Raw genomic sequence first — 23,680 nt, 5'->3', positions numbered from 1 at the left:
GCAATGAGCGAAGATCCCCGCCAACGCCCTGGCCTCGCAAGCTCAGCCGGGGAACCCGGCGGCCGTGGTCCCACACTGGTGGTTGGCGGCACCGGCATGCTGGGAAACCAGGTGGTCAGTGAACTGGTGTCCCGGGGAAAACACGTGCGGGCCCTGGTGCGGCCCGGCTCCGATGCCACAAGGCTGGAGGCGGCCGGCGTCGACATTGCACGGGGCGACATGATGCAACCCGAATCGCTCCGCCAAGCCATGGCGGGTGTCGATGCCGTCATCACCTCCGCGGCCGGCTACACGCGGCACCGCAAGGGCGACAGCCCGGAGATCGACACGCAGGGCAACTCCAACCTTGCCGAGGCGGCCGGCAGGGCAGGCGTGCGCCGCTTTGTGCTGACCAGCATCCTCACCTGCGACCAGACCCCGCAGGTACCCCACTTCTGGCACAAGAAGCTGATGGAGGACCGGCTCGAACAGCTCGGGGTGCCTTTTGTCGCGTTGCGGCCAGGCGCCTTCCTGGACCAAGTGGCCCGGTCAGGCGGCGATCCCGTGGCGAAGGGAAGGGTCATGTGGTTTGGTTCTCCGCGGGTCCCGCTGACGTTCGTGCTTACCGCTGACCTTGCCCGCTGCCTGGCCGATGCCGTCGATGCCCCCGGCGCGGAGGGCCAGCACATCGATATCGGCTGGGACCGGCCGATCAGCATGCAGGACTTTGCTGATATCGCGGGCAGCATGACCGGCACTCGGATCAAGGTCCGCTCCGTCCCCATGCCGGTCCTGAAGGCTGCCGCTGCCACGGTTGGCCGGGTTACCCCCATGGCCAAGGACATGGCGACCATGATGGCGTGGTTTCAAACGGGGCGCTACGTCGCAGATACAAGCCGCCAGCGGGAAGTCTTTGGCCCGCCGCCCACGGCCGAGGATGCGATTCGGCGGCTGATCGGCATCCTCGGCCACCAGGTCAGGGGTTAGGCGCCTGGCCTTGCGCTAATCACGTGGGTGAAGTGGTCGTAACGGAAGGTGACCGGGCCGCCGTCGTGCTCAAACACGATGTTGGCCCCCGGCGTTGCCCCGCCGGCCCCGTAACTGACGTCCCACGATTTATTGAGGGCCGCCTTGAACTCATAGCTTCCGGCCGGCAGGTCCGGAACGGAGAGCTTCCACACGAGGTCGGCCGGGTCCAGCACCAGCTGCGCCTGGCTGCAGGCCGGCTCCCAGTCCGAGGCGCAGCCCAGCTCGCTGTCCATGCTCCCGGCAGCGGCCACCGCGGCCGGCTGCTGTGAGGCATAGACGGCGCTCAGCAGGTGCGTGCTGTTGTCGTAGCGGAAGGTGACCCTGCCGCCGGGGTGGTCCAGCACGATGTTCTGCCCGTTCAGTTGACCGTCGGCGCCGTAGTTTTCGTCCCAGCCGCCGTTGAGTGCCGCCTTGTATTCGTACTTCCCGGCCGGCAGGTCCACGCTCAGCCGCCAGATGCGGTCAGCCGGATCCAGGGTCATCCGCGCCTGGCTGCAGCCAGGATCCCAGTCTGCGCTGCAGCCCATTGCCTGATTCAGGGACCCGGCCACCGTGACGGAGTCGGGCTGCGGGGCCTGCCCAACCGTGACGGTCCTGGTGTCGCTGGTGACGTTGAAACCAGGGCCGGCCATCGTTGCGCGGTACTGGACCTTGGTGCCATTGGCCAGGGCGGAGACGTCGTCGGTTGCCGAGTAGACGGGCGACGACGAGTCGGTGCCCACCGCGGTCCAGTCCCCGCCTCCAACACTGCGTTCGAAGGACATCACATGGCTAGCCTTTTCCGGATCAGCGGTGGCGCTCAGCTCCACCTTGCCTTCCACGCTGATGCCTTCGGCGGGCTTCTGCAGGGTGAGGACGGGCGCGGGAACGCTCGCTGAACGGCTTCGGCTGGTGGCGGAATGTCCGCCGTTGTCCAGGACGGTGGCGCGGTACTCCAGCGGCGTGCCGGCGTCCAGCGCCGCAACGTCGTGGAACACCTGGTACGGCGCGGTGTCGTCCGTGCCGATGGGCTGCCACTGGCCGCCGGCCGTCTTCGCCTCAAAGGTGACCTCGTAGAACGAAGCACCGTCGACGTCGGCCGTTACGTTGATGCGCCCGTTGTCAGCCGGCGCGGCGGCCGGCTGCTGGAGGGCGACGGCGGGAGCCTCCTTGGAGTGCGGGATCCGTCCCGAGGATTCATAGACGACGGCGGAGAGCGGCGGGACGGTCACGGTCAGTTTGGCGTCGTCCGAAGTTTTGGCTTCGTCGGCGCCCGCGCCGTAAATGCGCGTGTAGCTGCGCTTGGCGATGTAGGTGGGGACCTCAGCCGTCTGCGGCTGGGCGCTGTTGTTCAGGGCCACCACGTATTCGCGCTGGTCCTGCGCGTCGGTGCGGGAGAAGGCGTAGATGCCGGGCCCGTTGGAGGCGTAGCGGTGCTGGTGCGCCCCGTTCCGAAGTGCCGGGTGCTCCTTGGTAAGGGCGGCCAGTTCACCGATCTTGGCGTAGAGGGGGTGGCCCGGGTTGAAGTTGTCGGTGGCGTGGGTGGCGTCCGTGCCCAGCAGGTCGTCGTCCAGGTACTCCGGCACCTTGCTGGCGAAGAGCGTCTGGCGAGCGTCCTGGTCGCCGCCGGGGCCGGTAAAGCCCTGTTCGTCACCGTAGTAGACCACCGGGTTGCCGCGGGAGAAGTACATCAATTCGTGCGCCAGTCCATCGCGGGCCACCTTCTCGGCGTCGCTTGCGGCCGGGTTGTCCTGGGCGATGAAGCTGCCGATGCGGCCCATGTCGTGGTTGCCCAGGAAGGTGGGCAGCTCGTAGACGTTGGAGTCGGCGTCGGTGTACCAGTCGTCGCCGGCGAAGAAGGCCTGCAGCGCCTTGGCGTCCTGGCTCTTGGAAGCAAAGTTGCGGGCAGCATCCTGGAAGGGGAAATCCAGCACGGCCTGCATCTTATTGCGGGTGGTGAACTGCGACGTGAAGCTCTTGGTGGTGTCAAAGACTTCGCCGAACATGAAGAACTCGTCCTTGCCGTGTTCCTTGGCGTAATTGAGGACGTTGGGGCCGAACTCCTGCCAGAACTCGTTGTTCACGTGCTTCATGGTGTCGATCCGGAAACCGTCCACGCCAAAGTCGCCGATCCAGGACTTGTAGATGTCCTCCATGCCGTGCACCACCTTGGGGTTCTCGGTGAAGAGGTCATCAAGGCCGAAGAAGTCGCCGTACATGGAGTCTTCACCGGTGAAGGTGGTGTCGCCGCGGTTGTGGTAGAGCGTGGGGTCGTTCAGCCAGGCAGGGACCTTGAGGTTTTCTTCACCGGGGGCCAGGAGTGGCTTGTAAGGGGATGATGTGTTCGCGTCCAGCTTGGGGAAGGTTCCGGTGCCGGCGTAGTCGCGGTCATCGAATGCTTCGCCCGAGGCCGTCTTGTAGGGGACGGCGTCCTTGGAGGCGTAGCCTTTGCGGTCGCCCTCCTGGTAGCCGATAACGTCCGCCGTGTGGTTGGTGATGATGTCGAAGTACACCTTCATGCCGCGGGCGTGGGCCTCCTGGATCAGGGCTTTGAGCTCGTCGTTGGTGCCCAGGTGCGGATCGATCTGGGTAAAGTCGGTGACCCAGTAGCCGTGGTAGCCGGCTGACTTGTCCTCCGGCTGGACAGCCTTGTTCTTGAAGCTGGGGGTCAACCAGATGGACGTGGTGCCCAGGCCCTGGATGTAGTCGATCTTGGTGCGCAGCCCGGCCAGGTCCCCGCCGTTGTAGAAGCCCTTCTTTGCGGGGTCGAAGCCGGAGACCATCGGGTCAGGCCCCAGGCCGCCCTGGTCATTGGCGGTGCTGCCGTTGCTGAAGCGGTCTGCCATGACGAAGTAGAAGTTCTCGTCCGTGACGGGACCGCGGAGCGAATGGAGTGCGGAGGAGGAGCCCTGGCCTTGGCTGCCGGGATTCTTTGGATCCTTAAGGCCCACCCCGGCATGGGCCGGGAGGACTGCCGCCGAAACTGCCACGGCGGCTGCCAGGAGGCCGGCTGCGGACCGGGCCGCGACGGCGTGGCCAGAGGTTGATCGACGGGCTGTGGGGTGCTGTGTTCCTGCGGGCTTTGGCCGCAGTTGGGCGCGTGGGGGCGCGCCTGGAGGGGTGCGGAATAACAAGGGTGAGACCTTCCTGGGAAGCAGCGCTGCTGTACAGGCTTGCCGTTGACAAGGGATGCGGCAGGAGGGTTCGAAGGTCAGCATGCTGATCTGTGAACCAGGTCACCACTGTAAGCGCTTGCACTGAATTACTCCAGTGTTTGTGAGAGCGCCGTGTTGTGTCGGGGCTCCAGCCCTCGCAGGAAGTCCCGGCTGTGTTTACGGTCAGCCGGCGGACACCAGGGCAGTGGGGGATGGGGTGCCCAAATTATGAAGCCTCGGGCCGGGGAGCCCCGTGACGGGATCCAGCTCAAAAATGGCGATGTTGTCCGATTTCTCGTGGCCCACATGCAGCCAGCTTCCCCGGACCAGGTGGTGCCGCGGCCAGTCCCCACCGCTGTCGAAGTCCTTGACGGGGATCAGTTCGGTGCCGCCTGCTGCTACTTCCAGGACGCTGATGATGTTGGACCCGCGGACGCCGGCGTAGGCGAAGTTTCCCTGCGGGCCAAGGCAGATTTCGGCGGCGGAATCACCGTCCTGGCTCCCGCCGGCGGTGGCGGGTCCACGGAATACCAGCTCATAGGTGCCGGCTTCGGGCCGGACCACGAAGACCTCCACAGAGTACTCCGACACGATGAAGACGTTGCCCGTAGGGTGCTCCACCATATGCCGGGGACCGCTGCCGTAGGGAAGGATCACCTCGTGGTCGGCCACCAGCCCCCTGCCCGGCTCATAGTTCCAAATTCGAAGGGTGTCATGGCCCAGGTCCGTGGTCATGACCCGCCCGTCGCGCAGCATCAGGCTGGCATGGGCACGGCTTTGCCTGGGGCTGCCGGGAGAAAGGCTGGCGTGGGGGTCAACCGACGGTGCGGCGGGAAACCGCCCGGCCAGGCCGCCGTCGTCCTTCAGCTCGTAGAGCAGGACCTGCCCGTCGCCCCAGCACGCAGCGGTGGCAAACCGGCCGCGCGGGTCCACGGCCACGTGGCAGGTGGCCTCTCCGGCCGGTTCGGGTGCCCCAAACGGTTCCAGCGCAGAAACGCCCCGGCGGCGGTAGGCCTGGACCTTTTTGCGCTGCTCCGCTGCCGCATATACCAGCGGAAGCGTCGGGTGGACGGCCAGGAACGACGGCGACTGCGCCTCGGCTGCGGTGCCCAGCCATTCAAGGCTTCCGTCCTGGTGCTCCCGGACAGCGCCGATGCCCTTGGCGCGACCGCCGCCGTCGGGGGTGTAGGTGCCGATCCAAAGAATGTCGCTGGCTGTGCCCATGGTCATGATTCCATCCTGCCAAGAATTGCTGCTCATTCCCGTGCATAACGCCACCTATTAGCATGGGATTTCCAGCAACGAATGAAGGAGGCGGGCCCATGACCGCGGTAACAGCAGTGGGTGTCCCCGCCCGGTGCCGTCGCGAGAGCGTGGCCTAGCAAACATGGGGATGCCCACCGGCTCAACGGAGGGCGTTGCCGTGCCACGTCCTGAATCACGGGCTGTTCGCAGTCCCTCACCGTCTCCCGGTTCTTCCCAATCACGGGGCTTCGACGGCGTTGTCTCGGCCCTAAGGTCGGCGGGCTGCGTCTTCGCCGAGGAAGAGGCCCGCCTGCTGCTCGCCGAAGCCTCAACTCCCGCTGACCGTGACCGGAACGTCCAGCGCCGTGTGGCAGGCGTCCCCCTGGAACTCATCCTGGGCTGGGCGGAATTTGCCGGCCGCCGAATTCTGGTGGAGCCCGGTGTCTTCGTCCCCCGCCGCCGTACCGAGCTGCTGGTCAGTGAGGCCCTGGCGCTGCTGCCGGAGTGGCCCCGGCAGGCGCCCGCCGTTGTCGTTGACCTCTGTTGCGGGTCCGGAGCAGTGGGAGCGGCCGTCATTCATCAGGCACCGTGCGTGGAACTGCATGCCGCCGACGTTGAACCTGCGGCTGTTCGGTGTGCCCGTCGAAACGTTGCGCCAATGGGCGGTCAGGTGCATGAAGGGGACCTGTTCGATGCCCTGCCGCCGGAGCTGCGCGGCCGGGTCCGGGTGCTGGTGGTCAACGCTCCGTACGTGCCCACAGAAGCTATCCGCACCATGCCGCCCGAGGCGCGCCTTTACGAACCTGTTGCCTCCCTCGACGGCGGTGCTGATGGCCTGGACTTCCACCGCCGTGTTGCTGCCGGAAGCGCCGGATGGCTGGCCCCCGGTGGTCATCTGCTCATTGAAACCAGCAAGCGGCAGGCAGCCGGCACATCCGCGATCCTGGCCGCCGCCGGTTTCGACACACGGACGGTCCGTTCAGAGGAAGTGGACGGCACCGTTGTTGTTGGGAGCACGACGGCGGGGTCACCTCAGGGGTAGGTATCCCGCCCGGTTTTATCAGCCCCGGCTCCTTGAACCGGATAGTGATTCGGCGCCGACGACCTTCAAATGGCGGTCTATCGGAAAACGCGGTCCGGCAACTGTTCAGCACCGTTGCCTCAGCTTCCCTGGGGGTTTGCGGGTGGTGGGGGTGGTTTGAAGTAGTGGTTTTGTTGTGGTGTTTGGGTGGGGTCGATGTGGGGTGGGGGTATGAACGTGGGTGTGCCGTGGGTGGTGGTGATTTTCCATTGTTCTTTGTGGATGAGGTGGTGGTGGTGGCTGCAGAGCAGGACGCCGTTTCCGGTGGTGGTGGGTCCGCGGTGTGACCAGTAGGTGATGTGGTGGGCTTCGCACCAGGGTGCGGGGATGGTGCAGTTGGGGAAGGCGCAGCCTTGGTCGCGGGCGGTGAGGGCGGTTCGTTGGGCTGGGGTGAAGAGGCGGGTTTTGCGGCCCAGGTCGAGGATTTCGCCGCCGGTGCCCAGGAGTGCGGGGATGATGTCGGCGTCGCAGGCGATTTTGCGCAGGGTGGCCGCGGCGACGGGGCCGGTGAACATGAAAGTGCCTGCCCCTGTTCCCGGCCGGGTTTCTAGCTGTACCCCTGTTGTTGATTCTGTTCTTCCAGAGGTGCTGAGGGTTTCGGGGAAGAGGTCCTGGTAGTGGATGGTGGCGATGATTTGCGGGCGGTTGCCGCCGGTGGTGGGCAGGGTGTTGGTGGCGAGGGCGGTTTTGGCGGCGGTGATGATGCCGTCGAGTTGTTTTTGGGCGCGGGTGCGCCGGTCCAGGTCAATCGTGGCGCTGGGTTCGATTGCGTTGTTCGCCGTTGGGCTGTCCCCGGTGCCCGTGCCTGTGCCTGCGGTGCTGCCGGTGCCGTTTCCGGTGCTGGTGTCGGGGGTGGTGGTGCGGGGGTTGGTGGCGGTGTTCATGACGGTGAGGAGGTGTTCGTATTGGTCGGTGGTGGCGAAGATTTCGACGTGGTGCAGGCCGTGGCGGGGTTTGCGGATGAAGGCGCCTTGGGTGTGGCGGAGGGCTTCTTCGGTGGGTTCGGTGCCGTCGGCGTCGATGGTGTCGGTCCAGCGTTGGGCCAGGCGGGTGAGGAAGTCGGGGTCGGTGGTGGTGGCGGCGTGGGTGAGGTGGTGTTCGATCCGGTCCAGAGTTTCTTCGGTGGTGTGGTGCTGGAGCCGGTCCAGGGTGGCGGTGATGATGGTCGCGGCGTGCGAGGACACAGCCGGTGCCTGGGGGTTGGGGTCCGATCGCGGGCCCGGGGTGAGGGCGGCGGCGAGGTGTGGCCGGGCTGGCGGGAGTGGTTCGCCGGTGAGGGTGGTGCCGGGGAGGACCTGCCGGGCGAGGGTGAGGCGGCGGCGGGCTTCGCGGATGGGGATCCGCAGGCGGAGGCGGAGGAACTCTGCGGTGTTCCGGCAGCCGTCATCAGCGGGGGACGCCACCAGACGGCAATGTGCAGCGGCTGCCCCGGGCTGGGAGGGCAAACCGAGCCAGTTGGCGTCGGTCTCGACCATGGATCCAGGGCTGGTGTTCAGGGTTTCGATACCGTTGGCGTCCCATCCGGTGATCCAGCCCCGGGCCCGGCTGCCGCGGGTCCTGGCCGTGGCGGTGTCGCTGATGGCCTGGGCGCGGGTCCTGTCCACGGCGCCGGCCGAGAGAATCTGCAGGTACTCCGCGGTGCGGACCAGTTCCTCGACAGCGTCGGCGAAGTCTGCGGCCTCGACATAGGAGACGGCGGCCAGCACGTCGGGGGCGGCCAGGGCAGCGGCCGCAAGCCGCGCACCCAGTCCGTCCAACAAATTACGTGCAACAGGTGCCACGTCCCGCACAACAGGTGCCGCGGAACTCGGGAGACCATGGGATCGCCGTGACGGCTCCTCGCCGGTGGCTGCAACCTGCCGCGGGACTGCCTGAAGGTGGGCCGGGCGCGGCAGCCAACTGCCGGCGTCGTCCGCCTCCCCAAGATCTTCCCCAATGGCCTCCATACCCCAACTCTGCCAGCCACCACTGACAAAGAAGACCCCCCAAAACCCCTATGTGGAAAACCCGGTCTGCTGATGTTTCAAGCCCCGTTAAACGTTGCCGGCCGCCGCGTCCCCCAAGGATCGCGACGGCCGGCAAGGCGATTCAGTTGTAGCACAAAGCCTGCATCCCGCTGTGTCAAACGCAGCTCCCCGCGTAATGATCAGGGCGAAAGCAGTGATCAGGCCTTGGTGCCGGTCCCGTCGGAGGTGCCAAGGTTGGTGGTCTCCGGGTGGGTGCTGTGTGCAGGGATGTGATCTTCACCCGTGCTGTTGGCGTCGCCCGTCAATGGGGTACCCGTGGCAGGTGTGCCACTGGATGTTCCCGATGCCTGGCCTCCGCCGGAGCTGCCGTCCCGGTGCATCGCGGAGCCAATGACTGTGCCAGCCCGGCGTGCGGCTTCGGCCAACTGGTCCGCCACCTCGGGGGCCTTTTCCTTGATGGTCTCCGTAGCCACGGATACCTTGTCCTGGACAGGCTTGCTGTCCCAGATGCCGGCGGCGCGGGCCTTCAGCTTGTCATAGGCCGCACGGCCTGAACGCGAGCCGAGGACATAGCCGACGGCAACGCCGACACCCAAAAGAAGCTTGTTTTTCACGATGAACTCCTGCTCTGCGAGAAGGTTGTCAGTTCCGGCCGGCGTAACGGGCGCCCCTTGCCGGAGAAAATGAAAGCCGGCCTGGGGATGGTGTCCCCAGGCCGGCCTCCTGGCATGCCCGTACAGTTATCCGCGGGCGCTTCGCTTGGTGACCATGCCGTAGATGGCAAGGACAATCAGCGAGCCGACGATTGCCAGCAGCCACGTCTGGATCGAGAAGAACTCCTGCAGTCCACTGCCGAAGATCAACCCGCCCAGCCAGCCGCCGAGGAAAGCGCCAACGACGCCCAGGATCAGAGTGATGACCCAGCCGCCACCCTGCCTGCCCGGGAGGATCGCCTTAGCGATCGCACCAGCAATAAGTCCGAGAATCAGAAATGCAATAAATCCCATTTGTTGCTCTCTTCCTAAGTAAAGGAGGCCTCCAGGTTCCGGAGGCACTTCATCCTTCTGCCCCAATAGTAATCATGCTTACTATCTTTTTGCCAACCCCGTTTTGAGAAAAAAGTCCTGTTCAGGCAGGTTTCAGTGCCCTGTTTTGTCTGAATCGTTGCCCGCGTCGGGACCCTCGTCCAAGACGGATAATTCCGCTAGATCCTGCGGGTCCAGGGCGAAATCGAACACGTCCAGGTTCTCCACCATCCGCTCCGGTGAAGCCGTCTTGGGAATCGTTACCAATCCGTTTTGTATGTGCCACCGCAGGACCAGTTGGCCGGGGGTTTTCCCATGCTTTTCCGCCAATTGGGCAAGGAGGGGAGCACTTAATAAACCTGCACCGGATCCGCCAAGGGGACTGTAGGACTCTGTAACGATCCCGTGCCGTTCGTGGAATTCCCGCTCGGCGGACCGGGTAATTGCAGGACTGAGCTGGATTTGGTTAACCGCCGGCACCACGTCAGTCTCAGCCAACAGCCGTTCCAGGTGGGCCGGCTTGAAGTTGGATACCCCGATGGACCGTACTTTTCCCTCAGCCTGCAGCCGTTCAAACGTCCGCCAGGTGGAGATGTACTGGTCCCGTCCCGGGAGCGGCCAGTGGATCAGGAGCAGGTCCACATAATCGAGGCCCAGCCGCTTCAGTGAGCCCTCCAGGCCCGCCACTGCACGCTCGTCGCCCTGGAACTCACCGTCCAGCTTGGTGGTGATGAAGAGCTCGCTCCGGTCCACGCCGCTGGCGCGGATCCCGTTGCCCACCCCGCGTTCGTTGCCGTACTTCACGGCGGTATCGATGTGCCGGTACCCGGCTTCCACGGCTTGGACGACGGCGGCAGCCGCCTGTTCGTCGTCCAGCGGCCAGGTGCCAAGCCCCAGCTGGGGAATCCTGTTGCCGTCATTGAGTTCGATGAGCGGTGCAAGTGTCATGCCATCAGTCTCCCTTTTATCGGCCGTCCCTGCCCTCACTGGCCTGGATTCGAGAAAGCCTGGAGGATGTTGCCGGCGTTGTAGTCCAACGCCACCCGGGCCGTACTTGATACCGTATCCGGCCCCTTCTGCTGGGCAAGGAAGTCTGCGAACCTCCGCATGGCCTGGCCTGCCTTGGCCGGGTCGCCGTCCTGGACCGCCTTCGCTGCCTGCTGAATGCTGGCGTCGAGCTGGGCCCCCACGGGTCCCGCCACATCCCCGGAGTCCACCAGGTCCGAAAGGATGTCCTGCAATGCCTTGACGCTGCCCGGCAGCCACGCGGCCCGCAGGGGTACGTTGCCGAAGGTCATGTCGGAGGCAAGGTAGAAGTCGGTGTAGGCAGGCTGGTTGTAGGCCGTGTTCTGGCGGGCAACCTCGGCGCGGTACTGCGGATCGTGCATCAAGGTGTAGAGCTTGTGATTGGTGACCTCGGTGCTCAGGTAGATTCGGAGCGCTGAGCTGTCAACCGTCCGGACCACCATCTCCTCCCGCCAGTCACCCAGGATGTCCGCCACCAGGCTGGGAGTGCCCTTGCTGCTGTTGTTGGTGCGGGTGCCGTCCGCCGTGAGCAGGCGTCCGCGCTTCCAGTCATCGATGGTGGGGGTCTGGTCGCCGGAACCGTTGATGATCTGCGTGGTCATGTCCGCGGCCCACTTGATGCTCATGTTGGTTCCGGGGGCGCTGCTGGAAAGCTTGCGGCCGTCCGCGGACTGCATGCCGATGGCCCAGTTCTCGATGCCGGGAACGGACGGATCCACGTCGCCGATCATGCCTCGGCCGGTGTCCTTGCCCGAGTAGGCGCCGAACAATACCTCCCCGGTGGCGGCGTCCCGCATCGCGTAGCCGTACGGGGCATAGGCGGCCCCTTCATGCACGGTGAAGATCTCCTTGCCGGGGCGCGCCGGGTCGATGTCCGCCACATGCATGGCATCGCCATGTCCCAGCCGCGCCTCCTCGCCGGGAGCGGCGCTGCCGGTGGGCAGCGTGTCGAACGACGTGTACAGGACTGAGCCGTCGTCGTCCAGCGTTGCCGATCCGTAGACGATCTCCTGCTTTCCGTCACCGTCCACATCCGAGGCGCTCAGCGAATGGAAGCCCTGGGTGGTGAGCTTGCCGTAGGTGGGGTCCGTGCCGTCGCGGCCGTGTGGGGAGTCGTTGAACGGATTGGTCATGGGCGTCCAGCCCGAGTCCACGTTCCAGACCGGCGACAGGTTGGTCCCGTCCCAGGTGTAGGTGGCCAGGGTGGTGCGGGTGTAGTAGCCGCGGGCGAAAACGGCTGCGGGCTTTTTGCCGTCGAGGTAGGCGACGCCGGCCAGGAACCGGTCCACGCGGTTGCCCGGCTCGATCCGTGCCATGGCGTAATCGCCCCACATCAGGCCATCGTCCGTCCGGCCCGGCGTATAGGCCACCGTCTTCAGCTCCTTGCCCGTGCCGCCCTCGAACACCGTCAGGTACTCGGGCCCGGAAACTATGAAGCCTTCAAACGCGCGCAGGTTGTTGCGGGCGCTGCGCGACGGGGCGTAGACGTCCATGAAGTAGTCGGTGAGTGCTTCGGCGTCGGCCTGGGACAACGGGTACTTGTACTTGGGCGCGATGCCGAACGCTTCCTCAAGGGTGGCGGGCCAGTGGCCGGCCTTCACCTCGGGGTGCTCCGTCCAGCCTTGGAAGGTCTTCACCATGTGCCGGTAGTAGTCGGCGGCGCTCATGCGGTAGTCGTCGGCGTTGGAGTAGCCGGCGTCGAGGTCGGACTGGAGCAGCGAGATGAAGGAACTCGCCGCCACGCTGCCGTCGGCGTTGAAGCTGGTGCTCTTGGTCCCCGGCGCCGTTTTCATCATCATCTCTGCCCGGCCGTCGCCGTCGAAGTCGTTGACCAGCATTTGGGTGTAGTGGGCGCCGGAGCGGATGTTGACGCCCAAGTCGATCCGGCTGAGGAGGGTGCCGTCCGCCTTGTAGGTGTCCACGAAGGTGTTGCCCGTGTAGCCCACCTGTGAGACGTCCTTGGAGTTGTTGGGGTCCCACTTGACGATGAATTCGTATTGGCCATCGCCGTCAACGTCGCCCACGGAGGTGTCGTTGGCGGAGTAGGTGTAGGCCTGGCCCGCGGGGGTCACGCCGTCCGCCGGCTTCTTGAGCGGGATGTCCTTGAAGTTGCTGCCCCAGGGGGTGGCTGCTGCGCTGCGGTCCACTTCAACGCCCCCGACGACGGCGCGCACCTGGTAGGCCGAGGCGGCCGTTCCGGTACGGTCCAGGAAGTTGGTGCTGTCGGTGACAGTGGCCAGCTTTTGCCCGTCGCGGTACACAGTGAAGTCGGTGCCGGTGAGGCCGGTGGCGGAGGACCCGGTGGCTTCGTTGCCCAGCAGGCGCCAGCTGAGGAAGACCCCCTCCGAGGTTCCGGCGGCCACCAGTCCCCGGTCCAGGTGGTCCAACTGGATGCCGGGATTCCCGGGCTTGGGGGAGGGGCCGACGGCGGAAGCCGGGGTGGCGAGGCAGCCAACCGTCAGTGCCAGGCCGGCGGCGCCGACCGAAAGAAGGCGTATGGGGGTGAGGCGGGGATTCATCAGTGAATCCTTTCAATTTGAGACCGGAAAACGCTTCCCCAGCAATCTAGGCCTGGGGGAGGGGTGAAGGCAACCCTTGTATTCCTGACCCGGTCAGGGTATTTAGAACGTTGTAGAAGCGGCAAGCCGACGCCCGCCAAGCATGCTTGGCGGGCATCGATGCGGAGCCCTGCCGCGAGGCGCCGGCCTTGCCCTGACCCGCCCTGGCCTGACCTGACTGGCCTTGATATACCCGAATGCCCTAGGCGGGGTCGCCGGCCAGCTTCCGCTTCAGGATCTTTCCACTGGGTCCCAACGGGAGTTCGGAAAGGATCCTGACCACCCGCGGGTACTTGTAGGCCGCGAGCTGGTTGCTGGCGAAGTCCATCAACTCGGTTTCGCTGACGGTTGCGCCGGCGTCCAGCACGATCGCGGCTGCGATTTCCTGCCCATGGACCTCGTCGGGGATGCCGTAGACGGCGGCGCTCACCACTGCCGGGTGGGTCAGCAGGACTTCCTCCACTTCCCGGGGGTAGACGTTGTAGCCGTTGCGGATGATCATGTCCTTCTTGCGGTCCACGATGGTGAGGTAGCCGTCGTCGTCCTTTGTTCCCAGGTCTCCGGTGCGGAACCAGCCGTCCACCACGGCCTCCGCGGTGGCCTCGGGCCGGTTGAGGTAGCCCTTCATCAGCAGGTGCCCCCGGATGACGAGTTCACCGAGTTCGCCGTTTGGCAGCAGCTCGATGGCCTCCACCGTCTCCGGGCGGGCGATTTCGATGTCCACGCCCCAGATGGGGACCCCAATGGTGCCGGGCCGCGGTGCGGTGCCCACGTGGTTGAAGGAGGCCACCGGCGAGGTCTCGGTCAGGCCGTAGCCTTCGTGGATCTCCACGCCGAAAACGTCCCGGAACCTGTCCATGACGGCCAGCGGCAGGGATGCGCCGCCGGAGATGCCGTACCGGAGCGCGCCCGGACGGTCCGGTACCGTCTTCGCAGCTTCCAGGAGCGCCACATACATGGTGGGCACCCCCAGGAAGATGTTGACCTTGTGCCGCGCCAACAGCCTCAGCGCGTCCTCGCCGTTGAACCGCGGCATCAGGACGATGGTGGCTCCGGCACGCAGGCCCGTATTGAGGACCACCGTCTGGCCAAAGGTGTGGAAGAGCGGCAGCCCGCCGAACAGGACGTCGCCTGGCCGGAAGTCCATCACGCTGGTCAGCAGCACGCTGGTCTGTTCCACCAGTGAGAAGTGCGTGCCCAGCGCTCCCTTCGGTTTGCCGGTGGTGCCCGAGGTGTAGAGGATGGTGGCCGTATCCGAGGGGCGGCACGGTTCATACGTCCGGATGGGTTCGACGGCGGCTGCTTCCGCTTCCAGCCGGGGGAACCCGCCGTCGTCGGGAGCCATTACCGTCAGGACGTCGGTTCCGTTGGCCGCAGCGCCGGCAGCCCCCTCCGTGAGCAGGGGAGCGGCGCAGACCAGCAGCCTGGCGCCGCTGTCCTGCAGGACGTATTCGATTTCGCGGGCCTTCAGCAGGGCATGCACGGGGACCACGATGGCGCCGAGCGACAGGATGGCGTAATACACCCGGGCGAAGTCCGGGACATTGGGGATCAGGACAGCGACGGCGTCTCCCGGGCCAATGCCGCGGGCCCGCAGCGCCCCGGCATAAGCGCGGGTCTGGTCCCAGAGGTCGGCGTAGCTGACCTGGTCCTCACCCACCATGAGGGCGATGCTGTTTGGAGTCCTTTTGGCTGATTCGGCCAGGACGGCTGCGACGGAGATGGTGGCGAAGCCGTCGGCGGAGGGGTTGTTGGTCATGGCCTGCTTCTTCGTTGGGGTGGTCATGCTTTGAGGATGAGGGCGTCGCCCTGGCCGCCGCCGCCGCAGAGGGCCACGACGCCGGTGCCGCCGCCGCGGCGTTTCAGCGCAAGTGCCTGGTGCAGCACCAGGCGGGCACCCGAGGCGCCCACGGGGTGGCCCAGGGCAATGGCCCCGCCGTCGGCGTTCACGGCCTCTGTATCGATGCCCAGGTCGTTGGCGGACTGGATGAGGACCGAGGCGAACGCTTCGTTGATTTCCACCAGGTCCAGTTCCTGCACCGTGAGCCCCTGGTACTTCAGTGCGCGCTCGATGGCACGGGCCGGCTGGGAATGGAGGGATCCGTCCGGTCCCGCCGTCTGCCCGTGGGCGCCGATCTCGGCGATCCACTCCAGCCCTGCCGCTTCGGCCGCCGCCTTGCTGGCGATGACCAGCGCCGCGGCGCCGTCGGAGAGGGGCGACGCCGAGCCGGCGGTGATGGTGGCAGTCTCCTCCTTGGAGAATGCCGGCCGGAGCTGCGCCAGGGATTCGGCCGTGGTTTCCGAGCGGATGCCCTCGTCGTGCTCAATGGTCACGGCCGGGCCCTTGCGCTGCGGCACCTGGATCGGCGCGATCTCCTCCGACAGCACACCGGCAGCCCGGGCTGCCTCGGCGCGCTGGTGCGAGCGGGCCGCCACCGCGTCCTGCTCTTCACGCGCGATCCCGCGCTGGGCGTTCCCGGCGTCCGTGGCCTCGCCCATCAGCTTGCCGCTCACCGGGTCCTGGAGTCCGTCGTGGTTCAGGGAATCGAGCATGGGAGCATCGCCGATGACGACGCCGGCGCGAAGCCCGGGGACCAGGTGCGGTGCGTTGGTCATCGACTCCTGGCCTGCGGCGACAATGAAATCCGCTTCCCCGGTTCGGATCATCCGGGCGGCGTCGATCACGGCAGTCAGCCCGGACAGGCAGAGCTTGTTGATGGTGATGGTGGGGACATCCCAGCCGATGCCGGCGGCCAGGCTGGCCTGGCGTGCGGGACCTTGCCCGGCGCCGGCCTGGACGACCTGCCCCACGATGACGGCACCAATTTGTTCCGGCGCCACACCGGTCCGTTCCAGGGCAGCGCGGATGGCATGGGCGCCGAGCTGGCTGGACGAGAAGGGCGTGAGGCCGCCGCGGAACCGGCCGAACGGCGTGCGGGCGCCGCCCAGGATGACGGGGATGTTGGCGTTCTGGTTCAAGAACAGTCCTTTCAGGATGACGGGCGGCGGAAGCCAGACGGCAGGTTTCAGGCGAAGGCGGACATGCCGGTGATGCCCCGGCCGATGATCAGGGCCTGCATGGTCTCGGTGCCTTCATAGGTGTGGATGGCTTCGATGTCGGCGAGGTGCCGGGCCACGCGGTTTTCCAACAGGATGCCGTTGCCGCCCAGCAGGTCGCGCGCATTGGACGCAATGCCCCGGGCGGTCCGGGTGCAGGTGTACTTGGCCAACGACGCCTGCTCAGGAGCGAGCATTCCGGCTTCATCGAGCCGGGTCATCTGCACCACCATCAGTTGCATGGTGGCCAGTTCGCTGAGCATGCGGGCCAGCCGTTCCTGGACGATCTGGGAGGCGGCCAGGGGCCGGCCGAACTGCTTGCGCTGCTTGGCGTACTGGACGGCGGTTTCGTAGCAGGCGGTGGCATGGCCGACGGCGGACCAGGCCACCCCCAGCCGCGTCGCCAGCAGCACACGGGCAGTGTCCTTGAAGGTTCGGGCGCCCGGGAGGACGTTCGCTTCCGGGACAAAGACATCCTCCAGCCGGATGTGCGCCTGCCAGATGGCGCGCAGGGCCAGTTTGCCCTCGATCCTGGTGGCGGTGTAGCCGGGGGAGTCCTGCGGAACCAGGTAGCCGTGGACCTGGCCGTCGTCGCCCCGCGCCCACACAATGCTGACGCCGCCAACGGAGCCGTTGCCGATCCATTTCTTTTCGCCGTTCAGCAGGTAGCCGCCGTCAGTACGGGTTGCCCTGCTTTCCAGGGCCACCGAGTCTGAGCCGTGGGTGGGCTCTGTCAGGGCGAAGGCCGCGTATTCGGTGCCGCCGGCGATCGCGGGCAGCCAGCGCTCCCGCTGCTCAGCGGATCCGCATTCCGCCACGGAGCGCAGGGCCAGGCCGCCCTGGACCGCGATCATGGTTGCCACGGAGCCGTCGCCGCGGCTGATTTCCATGTTCACCAGCCCGGCGGCCATGCTGCTCATCGGAGCGTAACCGTCCACCGGGACGCCGTCGCGCAGCAGGTCCAGTTCGCCAAGGCGGCGGAGCAGATGCAGCGGGTACTCGCCGCGTTCCCAGTAACCGTCGATGACCGGGAGGACCTCCTCCTGGACGAAGCGGCGGGCCCGGTCCCAGTACGTGCGGTCCTCATCGCTGATGCCGGTCAGGACGGACGCGGGGTCGGTGCCGAGGGCCTCGGTCAGGAAATAGTCCGGCTCCACGGTGCCGGCAGGAAAGCCCGCAGGGCTTTCGGTGCGGGCGGGCACGTGGGTGGGCGACGTCGTCGTCATGTATCTGCATCCTCTAAATCAGCGGCGGTGGAACTGGTGTGGCTTGCGCCACACCGACTAAGGATGCATTGAAACGCAGTTCCACGTCAAGAAACTGAGTATCAAGGGAGTGGGCGGGTTAGGGGAGGGCGTCCAGGACTGCCTGGGCGATCGCTTCCCTGCCTGCCTGGCCCGGGAGGACGGTCACGACGACGGTCGGCGCAGGTTGGGCGGTGGCGGCGGCACCAAGGAGTGCGGGCCGGAACGTTTCCGCCAGGGCCCGGAGTTCGGCTGCGAGGGCGGCAGCCCTTTTCCGGTCCCCATCCCCGGTTTCGCCGGCACCGGGCGCCCGCAGCCACTGCCGCAGGAAGGCGTTATGCACCGCCACCACGGACGCGGCGAAGGCCACGGCCTTGTACCCGCTCCGCCCATCAGGGGGCAGCTTGTCATTGAGGTACTGCAGGAAGTCCCGCTCGTACCGGTGCGACGTGACCAGTTCCCGGTCCCGGAGGGCCGGCACGGCCTGCAGCAGTTCGTACCGGGCCAGGGACGTTTCGCGGTTCCGCAGGTGGTGGTCGAAGACCAGCAGTGCGGCATCCGCAACGGCCGCCAAGGGCTCCAGCCTCGATTCCGCGAGCCGGTCATTCACCTGGCGCAGGATCCGTTCATGGTCGGCGAAGACCACATCCTCCTTTGACCCGAACCGCCGGAAAAACGTGCTGCGGCTCATGCCCGAGGCTTCAGCCAGCTCCTCAACGGATGTTGCGTCGAAACCCTGCCTGGCCAGGAGCCCAATGGCGGCGGCCACAGGCTTATCGGCGGACTGTTCGGAAGGGGGCAACGTCATGCGCCGAAATTAGCACAGCCGGCAAGTAGCGCCGGCCCGCCGCTGGGTGCGGCAGGCCGGCGCCACCGGCTCAGGCTCCCTGGCGGGACCAGCTGGTGAGTTTGTCCGAGAGCTGCATGTAGGCCTCGTTCACCTGCTGCAGCTCCGGGTGGCTGTCATACCACTCGACGATTTCCCGGGCGCCGTCCGCGAACGGGATGGTGGCGGTGTAGTCCGGGACCAGGGACTTGATCTTGGTGTTGTCGAAAACCACCGAATGGGACCTGTCGCCCAGGAGGTTGGAGCCCAATTCCTGGTCGTGGGCGGCGATGGTTTCAGAGGCCACGTGCACCAGTTCCGGCTCTCGGACTCCGGCTGCTCGGGCGAAGAGCGCGTAGATCTGGTTCCAGGGCAGGTACTCGTCGGAGGTGATGGTGTAGCTCTCGCCCACCGCCTGCGGCCGTCCCAGTACGCCGACGAATGCCTTGGCGAAGTCCCTGCTGTGGGTCAGGGTCCACAGCGAGGTGCCGTCGCCATGGACCATGACCGGAAGGCCATTGCGCATCCGGTGGATGTCCGTCCAGCCGCCCACCATGGCAATCTTGGTGCGGTCGTAGGTGTGCGACGGGCGGATGACGGTCAGGGGGAAGTCCTGCTCCCGGTAGGCCCGGAACAGCAGTTCCTCGCATGCGATCTTGTCCCGGGAGTACTGCCAGAACGGATTCTTCAGCGGCGTCGACTCCCGGATGGGAAGCCTGGTGGGCGGCTTCTGGTAGGCGGAGGCGGAGCTGATGAAGACGAACTGGCCGGTCCGCTCCCGGAAGAGGTCCATGCTTGTTTGCGCCTGGTCCGGGGTGTAGGAGATGAAGTCCGCAACGGCGTCGAACTCCCTCCCGCCCAGAACTTCCCGGACCGAGGCCGCATCCCGGACATCCGCGTGCAGCACTTCCGTCCCGTCCGGGACCGGCCTGCTGGACTGGCCCCGGTTGAGGATGGTCAGCCGGTGGCCCAGTGCGACGGCGCGTTCGGCGGCTGCCGCGCTGATGACCCCGGTGCCGCCGATGAAGAGGATGCTCCGGGGTGCCACGGTATCGCCCGCGGGTAGGGTTACCACGCGTAGTCCTCCGGTGCCGTGCGGTGTCCCGGGAAGATGTCGTCCAGCCGCTTGAGGGCGTCGTCGTCGAGGGAGACGTCCAGAGCGCGGATGGCGGCGTCCAGCTGTTCCTGCGTGCGCGGGCCCACGATCGGTGCGGTTACGGCGGGCTGGTGCAAGAGCCAGGCAAGGGCAACGTCGCCGGGCTCGTGGCCCAGTTCGTCGGCGAAGTCCTCGTACTGGCGGATCTGGTCTTCGTGCTTCTTCAGCGTCTCCGCGGCGCGGCCCTCGGTGCGCCGCACGCCCTCGCGCTCCTTCTTCAGCACCCCGCCCAGCAGCCCGCCCTGCAGCGGCGACCAGGGGATCAGGCCAAGGCCGTACTGCTGTGCCGCCGGGATGACTTCCAGCTCCACCTGGCGCATGAACAGGTTGTAGATGGACTGCTCGCTGACCAGGCCGGTGTAGTTCCGCCGGCGGGCCGCTTCCTGCGCCTGGGCAATGTGCCAGCCGGCAAAGTTGCTGCTGCCCGAATACAGGATCTTGCCCTGCTGCACCGCAACCTCGATGGCCTGCCAGGTCTCGTCCCAGGGCGTATCCCTGTCGATGTGGTGGAACTGGTACACATCGATGTAGTCGGTCTGCAGCCGCTTGAGGCTGGCATCCAGTGCCCGGCGGATGTTCAGTGCCGAGAGCTTGGATTCGTTGGGCCGGTCCGTCATGGTGCCGTAGAGCTTGGTGGCCAGCACCGTGTGTTCCCGGCGCTCGCCGCCCTTGGCGAACCAGCGCCCGATGATTTCCTCGGTCCAGCCGCGGTGGTCCACGCCGCCGTAGACGTTGGCGGTGTCGAAGAAGTTGATGCCCGCTTCATGGGCTGAGTCCATAATGCTGTGGGCGTCCGCTTCCTCTGTCTGCGGTCCAAAGTTCATGGTGCCCAGGCAGAGCCGGGAGACTTTCAGGCCGGAGCGGCCCAGATGGGTGTACTGCATGGAAAATCCTTTCGGTCAGGGAGCCTTCCGGCGGCAGGGTTGCCGGAAGCTACATCTGGGTGAAGGCGGCGACGGCGGGATCGGAGCCGATGCGGGCGCCGGACTCCAGTGCGGTGATGGCGGCAAGTTCGTCCTGGGAAAGCTTCAGGGACGAGGCTGCGAAGTTTTCCCGGATCCTGTCCGGGTTGGCCGACTTGGGGATGACGATGTTTCCGGTGGCAAGGTGCCAGGCGAGCACCACCTGGGCGGTGGTGGCGTTGTGGGCGTTGGCGATTGAGGTGACGGCGTTTCCGTTCAGGTCCCCGCCCTGCCCCAGCGGGCTGTAGGCCTCAACTGCGATGCCCAGGTTCCGGCATTTCGCCGCGAGGTCCGCCTGCTGGTAGCTGGGGTGCAGCTCGATCTGGTTGACGGCCGGTACGGTTTCAGCCGATTCCAGCAGCGTGTCCAGGTGGTCGGAGAGGAAGTTGGAGACGCCAATGGCGCGGATTTCCTTGTTCTCGTACAGCCGCTCCATCTCCTTCCAGGCCTGGACGAAGAGCCCCTGCGAGGGGACGGGCCAGTGGATGAGGTAGAGGTCGATGAAGTCCAGGCCCAGGGCCTTGCGGCTGTTCTGGAATGCTTCCTGCGCGCGGCCCTGCTCGCCGTTCCGGAGCTTCGTGGTGATGAAGATTTCCTCGCGTGCTATTCCGGTGGCGGCCAGGGCTGCCCCCACGCCTGCCTCGTTGCGGTAGGCCGCGGCGGTGTCAATGTGGCGGTAGCCGGCCTCCAGGGCGTCCTCCACGGTCCGCTGGGTGTCTTCCGGCGGGACCTGGAAAACTCCGAAGCCAAGCTGCGGGATGGTGACGCCATTGTTCAGGGTCAGGTTCGGTGTCGGCTCTGACATGGTGTGCTCCTTCTTGGAGATGGTGCTGGAAGGTGTGGTGCTGGGTGTCGGGGCCGGCTGCCCTGCGGGCTGGGCCATTGGCCAGAAAACGGTTTCCACCGGCTCATTCCTGAGCCTATGCACTTTTCACCATCAAGTCAGCAGCCAAGGCTGTTCCTGCTTTTCCTAGGATTGCCAGTCCTACCTTCGTTGTAGAGCAGGACACCCATCGCAGGCAGAATGGTTTCCATGGGTCAAAGCGCAGAGTTCGGAAAATTCCTCAAGGCCATGCGGTCGCGCTTGAGCCCGGAGGTGGCCGGAACGGGTCCCAGCACGGGGGCCCGCAGGGTTCCGGGACTGCGCCGGGAGGAAGTGGCGCGGCTGGCAGGTGTCAGCACCGATTACTACGTCCGGCTTGAGCAGGGCCGGAACATCCACCCCTCACGCACCGTGCTGGATGCGGTGGCACGGGCCCTGCGGCTGGACAGCAGTGAACATGCGCACATGCTGGACCTCCTGGAGAACTGCGCCGGTGCTCCCCGCGAGCCGGGTGCCAGCACTGTGCAGGGTGTCCGCCCGGCACTGCGCCAGCTCCTTGACGCCGTGGGGGAGGTGCCCGCCATGGTGCTGGGCCGGCGCAGCGACGTCCTGGCAGGGAACCGGATGGCCTTCCTGCTGTTTACGGATTTCCCGGCGCTGCCGCCCGCGGAACGGAACCTCGCCCGCTGGACCATCCTGGATCCGGCGGCCCGGGAACTGTTCAGGGACTGGAAGACGGTGGCCGCGGAGGCTGCGGGATCCCTCCGGCTGGACGTGGGGCGGCACCCCAATGATCCACAGGCCAACCACCTGGTGGGCGAGCTCGCGGTCCACAGCGAGCATTTCCGCCAGTGGTGGGCAGGGCACCGGGTTGCCACCCGCTCGGCCGGCACGGTCCGGCTGCACCATCCCGCCGTGGGGGACCTGGAACTGAACTTTGAAAACCTCGTCCTGCCGGAGGACCCGGACCAGACGCTGAGGGTGTACTCCGCGCGGCCGGGATCGCCGTCGTCGGACGCCCTTGCCCTGCTGGGCAGCCTCGGGGCCGTGCCGGACGCCGGCCTGGGGCACGGAGACACCGTGGTGGCCGAAAGCGGTGACGCGGGCTGACACCCCCTGCTTCTGTACATTCGTCCAGCGACGGACGTTGATTCTGGCCAGCCGCCCATTGGCCTCTGACCAGGCGTTTCCTAGGGTGGGAGTACACGTAGTCCCTGCCCAGTCTTAATCACCAGGATGGTCTCAACGATGAAACGCATCGCCCTGCTGAAGGAGCGCCAGGCGTCAGCCGGCGCCGCCTCCACCGCCACCGGCTCGCACTGCCCGGCTTCCGGTCTCTGGAGCCCGGAACTCGATCCGCACACGGTCCTTTCCTTCTTCGAAGGGCATGTCTTCCCGGCGTTCGACGGCGTCCCCACAGTCTGGCGCCGCCGCAGCCCCGGCACCGCAAACTAGGACAACCAGCGCGCCAATAAAACAGGTCGTGAAGCCAAAAGCTTCACGACCTGTTTTGCTTGGCTGGATTAGCCCTGCTCCTCCAGGCGGAACCCGATCTTGATGGTGACCTGCCAGTCCGCAATCTTCCCGTCCTCCAGGTGGCCGCGGACCTCCTTGACCTCGAACCAGTCAAGGTTCCGCAGGGTCTGGGATGCTTTGGCAATGCCGTTGCGCACGGCGTCATCCACGCCCTGGGTGGAGGTGCCGACAATTTCAGAAATGCTGTACGTGTGGTTGGACAACTTCGCTCCTCGTGATCATCGTTGCTCCCGGTTGCGGGCCGTCCCTGAAGCCTAGTGGGACTGCACGAGCGTTGAACAGACCCAGTCCCCGCGCGTTACTTGGCTTCCAGCACCAGCTGCTTGAGGTCGTCGAGGGTTTGCTGCATGTGGGCGTCCATGGCCTGGCGCGCCCGGGCGGCGTCGCGGGACTCGAGCGCCTCGGCAATGTTTCGGTGATGGCCGATGGCGTGTTCCTGGATTGCCGGAACGGCAGAAGTCTCGGCCCTTCGCTTTTCCAGCACGCGGTGCAGGGGCTCGAACAGGACCGAAACGAAGACGTTCCCGGATGCATGCAGGATGACGTCATGGAAAGCCAGGTCCGCCTCCACGAAAGCTGCCACGTCGTTGATGCTGTGGGCGGCCTTCATCGCCGCGACGTGCTTGAAGAGGGCTTCGATGTCCTCCTCCGAGATCCGTCCGGCGGCAAGCTCGCAGGCCCCCGTTTCCAGCATCCGTCGCAGCTCGATGAGCTGGATGGAGGCGTCTGCGTCGTTCTTTCCCTCGGCTGCGGCCCGGAGCACCGCTTCCAGCGAAGCCCAGCTGCTCAGCGGGTTGACGAAGGTCCCCCGGCCGCGCTCCACGCTCAGGATGCGCTGGGCCTGCAGCGTCTTCATGGCTTCGCGGACCGTCATGCGGCTGACCTCGTGGCGGGCGCTCAGTTCATGCTCACCCGGAACGGTGGAGCCGGGCGGAAACTCGCCTTCGATGATGCGGTCCAGCAGCTCGTCGGCCACTACGCCTACCAGTGACTTCCTTGCCAATGTTGCCCCCGATCCCTGTTCCAGGCCGT

General features: G+C 66.2%; 20 protein-coding genes. 4 read left to right on the top strand and 16 right to left on the bottom strand.

From position 1 onward, the window contains the following. Positions 1-3: 3 nt before the first annotated feature. Complete coding sequence (locus QFZ60_RS18605) at positions 4-966, top strand: SDR family oxidoreductase (protein WP_307092403.1); 963 nt, start codon at positions 4-6, stop codon at positions 964-966. On the opposite strand, the gene QFZ60_RS18600 is transcribed toward QFZ60_RS18605, so the two are convergent. Next, on the bottom strand, positions 963-3,977 hold the full coding sequence (locus QFZ60_RS18600) for an alpha-amylase family glycosyl hydrolase (RefSeq protein ID WP_373427697.1): 3,015 nt from the start codon (positions 3,975-3,977) through the stop codon (positions 963-965). The two genes, QFZ60_RS18605 and QFZ60_RS18600, sit on opposite strands and share 4 nt — an antisense overlap. Before the next feature lie 348 nt (positions 3,978-4,325). After that, positions 4,326-5,372: a beta-propeller fold lactonase family protein gene (locus tag QFZ60_RS18595; RefSeq protein ID WP_307092400.1), complete on the bottom strand. Its 1,047-nt coding sequence runs from the start codon at positions 5,370-5,372 to the stop codon at positions 4,326-4,328. Positions 5,373-5,529: 157 nt separating this feature from the next. Here QFZ60_RS18595 and QFZ60_RS18590 point away from each other — a divergent pair, with 157 nt between their 5' ends. Further along, positions 5,530-6,429: a putative protein N(5)-glutamine methyltransferase gene (locus QFZ60_RS18590; RefSeq protein WP_307092399.1), complete on the top strand. Its 900-nt coding sequence runs from the start codon at positions 5,530-5,532 to the stop codon at positions 6,427-6,429. Between the two features lie 119 nt (positions 6,430-6,548). Here the strand turns inward: QFZ60_RS18590 and QFZ60_RS18585 are convergent, their stop codons facing one another. The 12 genes from QFZ60_RS18585 to QFZ60_RS18530 all read right to left on the bottom strand — a co-directional run bounded on the left by QFZ60_RS18585 (position 6,549) and on the right by QFZ60_RS18530 (position 21,094). After that, entirely contained in the window at positions 6,549-8,414 is a 1,866-nt protein-coding gene (locus tag QFZ60_RS18585) for an HNH endonuclease signature motif containing protein (protein ID WP_307092397.1), read from the bottom strand. Positions 8,415-8,632: 218 nt separating this feature from the next. Beyond that, complete coding sequence (locus QFZ60_RS18580) at positions 8,633-9,049, bottom strand: YtxH domain-containing protein (RefSeq protein WP_307092396.1); 417 nt, start codon at positions 9,047-9,049, stop codon at positions 8,633-8,635. Positions 9,050-9,175: 126 nt separating this feature from the next. Further along, positions 9,176-9,442, bottom strand: coding sequence for a GlsB/YeaQ/YmgE family stress response membrane protein (locus QFZ60_RS18575; RefSeq protein WP_056331329.1), 267 nt, complete (start codon positions 9,440-9,442; stop codon positions 9,176-9,178). A 132-nt stretch (positions 9,443-9,574) separates the two neighbouring features. Next, positions 9,575-10,408 (bottom strand): aldo/keto reductase, encoded by an 834-nt coding sequence (locus QFZ60_RS18570; protein WP_307092394.1) that lies wholly within the window; start codon positions 10,406-10,408, stop codon positions 9,575-9,577. A gap of 35 nt (positions 10,409-10,443) precedes the next feature. Continuing rightward, positions 10,444-13,005, bottom strand: a complete 2,562-nt coding sequence (locus QFZ60_RS18565) for a rhamnogalacturonan lyase (RefSeq protein ID WP_307092391.1) — start codon at positions 13,003-13,005, stop codon at positions 10,444-10,446. 241 nt (positions 13,006-13,246) lie between these two features. Beyond that, positions 13,247-14,830 carry a long-chain fatty acid--CoA ligase gene (locus QFZ60_RS18560; protein ID WP_373427696.1) on the bottom strand — a complete coding sequence of 528 codons (1,584 nt, stop codon included), beginning with the start codon at positions 14,828-14,830 and terminating at the stop codon, positions 13,247-13,249. After that, positions 14,827-16,023 (bottom strand): acetyl-CoA C-acetyltransferase, encoded by a 1,197-nt coding sequence (locus QFZ60_RS18555; protein WP_307092390.1) that lies wholly within the window; start codon positions 16,021-16,023, stop codon positions 14,827-14,829. Before QFZ60_RS18555 ends, QFZ60_RS18560 begins: the two co-directional genes overlap by 4 nt. Positions 16,024-16,070: 47 nt before the next feature. After that, positions 16,071-17,327 (bottom strand): acyl-CoA dehydrogenase family protein, encoded by a 1,257-nt coding sequence (locus QFZ60_RS18550; protein ID WP_307092388.1) that lies wholly within the window; start codon positions 17,325-17,327, stop codon positions 16,071-16,073. A 118-nt stretch (positions 17,328-17,445) separates the two neighbouring features. Next, positions 17,446-18,153 (bottom strand): TetR/AcrR family transcriptional regulator, encoded by a 708-nt coding sequence (locus tag QFZ60_RS18545; RefSeq protein ID WP_307092386.1) that lies wholly within the window; start codon positions 18,151-18,153, stop codon positions 17,446-17,448. A gap of 70 nt (positions 18,154-18,223) precedes the next feature. Then, a complete protein-coding gene (locus QFZ60_RS18540) occupies positions 18,224-19,246 on the bottom strand; it encodes an NAD-dependent epimerase/dehydratase family protein (protein WP_307092384.1) in 1,023 nt (340 codons plus the stop codon). Further along, entirely contained in the window at positions 19,240-20,211 is a 972-nt protein-coding gene (locus QFZ60_RS18535) for an aldo/keto reductase (protein ID WP_307092383.1), read from the bottom strand. The genes QFZ60_RS18540 and QFZ60_RS18535 overlap by 7 nt, the downstream gene beginning before the upstream one ends. A gap of 49 nt (positions 20,212-20,260) precedes the next feature. Beyond that, positions 20,261-21,094, bottom strand: coding sequence for an aldo/keto reductase (locus tag QFZ60_RS18530; RefSeq protein WP_307092382.1), 834 nt, complete (start codon positions 21,092-21,094; stop codon positions 20,261-20,263). 228 nt (positions 21,095-21,322) lie between these two features. On the opposite strand from QFZ60_RS18530, the gene QFZ60_RS18525 reads away from it, so the two are divergent. Beyond that, a complete protein-coding gene (locus tag QFZ60_RS18525; RefSeq protein WP_307092381.1) occupies positions 21,323-22,222 on the top strand; it encodes a helix-turn-helix domain-containing protein in 900 nt (299 codons plus the stop codon). 138 nt (positions 22,223-22,360) lie between these two features. Next, the gene (locus QFZ60_RS18520) at positions 22,361-22,567 is read left to right on the top strand and encodes a hypothetical protein (RefSeq protein ID WP_221385288.1); all 207 of its coding nucleotides are present in this window, start codon (positions 22,361-22,363) and stop codon (positions 22,565-22,567) included. A gap of 68 nt (positions 22,568-22,635) precedes the next feature. Here QFZ60_RS18520 and QFZ60_RS18515 read toward each other — a convergent pair whose 3' ends face one another. Beyond that, the gene (locus tag QFZ60_RS18515) at positions 22,636-22,851 is read right to left on the bottom strand and encodes a dodecin (protein ID WP_056331348.1); all 216 of its coding nucleotides are present in this window, start codon (positions 22,849-22,851) and stop codon (positions 22,636-22,638) included. Positions 22,852-22,946: 95 nt separating this feature from the next. Next, positions 22,947-23,651 carry a FadR/GntR family transcriptional regulator gene (locus QFZ60_RS18510; protein ID WP_307092380.1) on the bottom strand — a complete coding sequence of 235 codons (705 nt, stop codon included), beginning with the start codon at positions 23,649-23,651 and terminating at the stop codon, positions 22,947-22,949. Positions 23,652-23,680: the final 29 nt, after the last annotated feature.

Origin of the sequence: Arthrobacter sp. B2I5, from assembly GCF_030816735.1 — a bacterium.
Lineage (GTDB): Bacteria > Actinomycetota > Actinomycetes > Actinomycetales > Micrococcaceae > Arthrobacter.
This window is presented reverse-complemented; position numbering and strand designations above follow the sequence as displayed.

Excerpts from the sequence above, each read along its gene's own strand:
- QFZ60_RS18530 (WP_307092382.1), bottom strand. The coding sequence starts at position 21,094 with ATGTCAGAGCCGACACCGAACCTGACCCTGAACAATGGCGTCACCATC.
- QFZ60_RS18570 (WP_307092394.1), bottom strand. The coding sequence starts at position 10,408 with ATGACACTTGCACCGCTCATCGAACTCAATGACGGCAACAGGATTCCC.
- QFZ60_RS18545 (WP_307092386.1), bottom strand. The coding sequence starts at position 18,153 with ATGACGTTGCCCCCTTCCGAACAGTCCGCCGATAAGCCTGTGGCCGCC.
- QFZ60_RS18525 (WP_307092381.1), top strand. The coding sequence starts at position 21,323 with ATGGGTCAAAGCGCAGAGTTCGGAAAATTCCTCAAGGCCATGCGGTCG.
- QFZ60_RS18585 (WP_307092397.1), bottom strand. The coding sequence starts at position 8,414 with ATGGAGGCCATTGGGGAAGATCTTGGGGAGGCGGACGACGCCGGCAGT.
- QFZ60_RS18575 (WP_056331329.1), bottom strand. The coding sequence starts at position 9,442 with ATGGGATTTATTGCATTTCTGATTCTCGGACTTATTGCTGGTGCGATC.
- QFZ60_RS18520 (WP_221385288.1), top strand. The coding sequence starts at position 22,361 with ATGAAACGCATCGCCCTGCTGAAGGAGCGCCAGGCGTCAGCCGGCGCC.
- QFZ60_RS18595 (WP_307092400.1), bottom strand. The coding sequence starts at position 5,372 with ATGACCATGGGCACAGCCAGCGACATTCTTTGGATCGGCACCTACACC.
- QFZ60_RS18550 (WP_307092388.1), bottom strand. The coding sequence starts at position 17,327 with ATGACGACGACGTCGCCCACCCACGTGCCCGCCCGCACCGAAAGCCCT.
- QFZ60_RS18565 (WP_307092391.1), bottom strand. The coding sequence starts at position 13,005 with ATGAATCCCCGCCTCACCCCCATACGCCTTCTTTCGGTCGGCGCCGCC.
- QFZ60_RS18590 (WP_307092399.1), top strand. The coding sequence starts at position 5,530 with ATGGGGATGCCCACCGGCTCAACGGAGGGCGTTGCCGTGCCACGTCCT.
- QFZ60_RS18605 (WP_307092403.1), top strand. The coding sequence starts at position 4 with ATGAGCGAAGATCCCCGCCAACGCCCTGGCCTCGCAAGCTCAGCCGGG.
- QFZ60_RS18560 (WP_373427696.1), bottom strand. The coding sequence starts at position 14,830 with ATGACCACCCCAACGAAGAAGCAGGCCATGACCAACAACCCCTCCGCC.
- QFZ60_RS18535 (WP_307092383.1), bottom strand. The coding sequence starts at position 20,211 with ATGCAGTACACCCATCTGGGCCGCTCCGGCCTGAAAGTCTCCCGGCTC.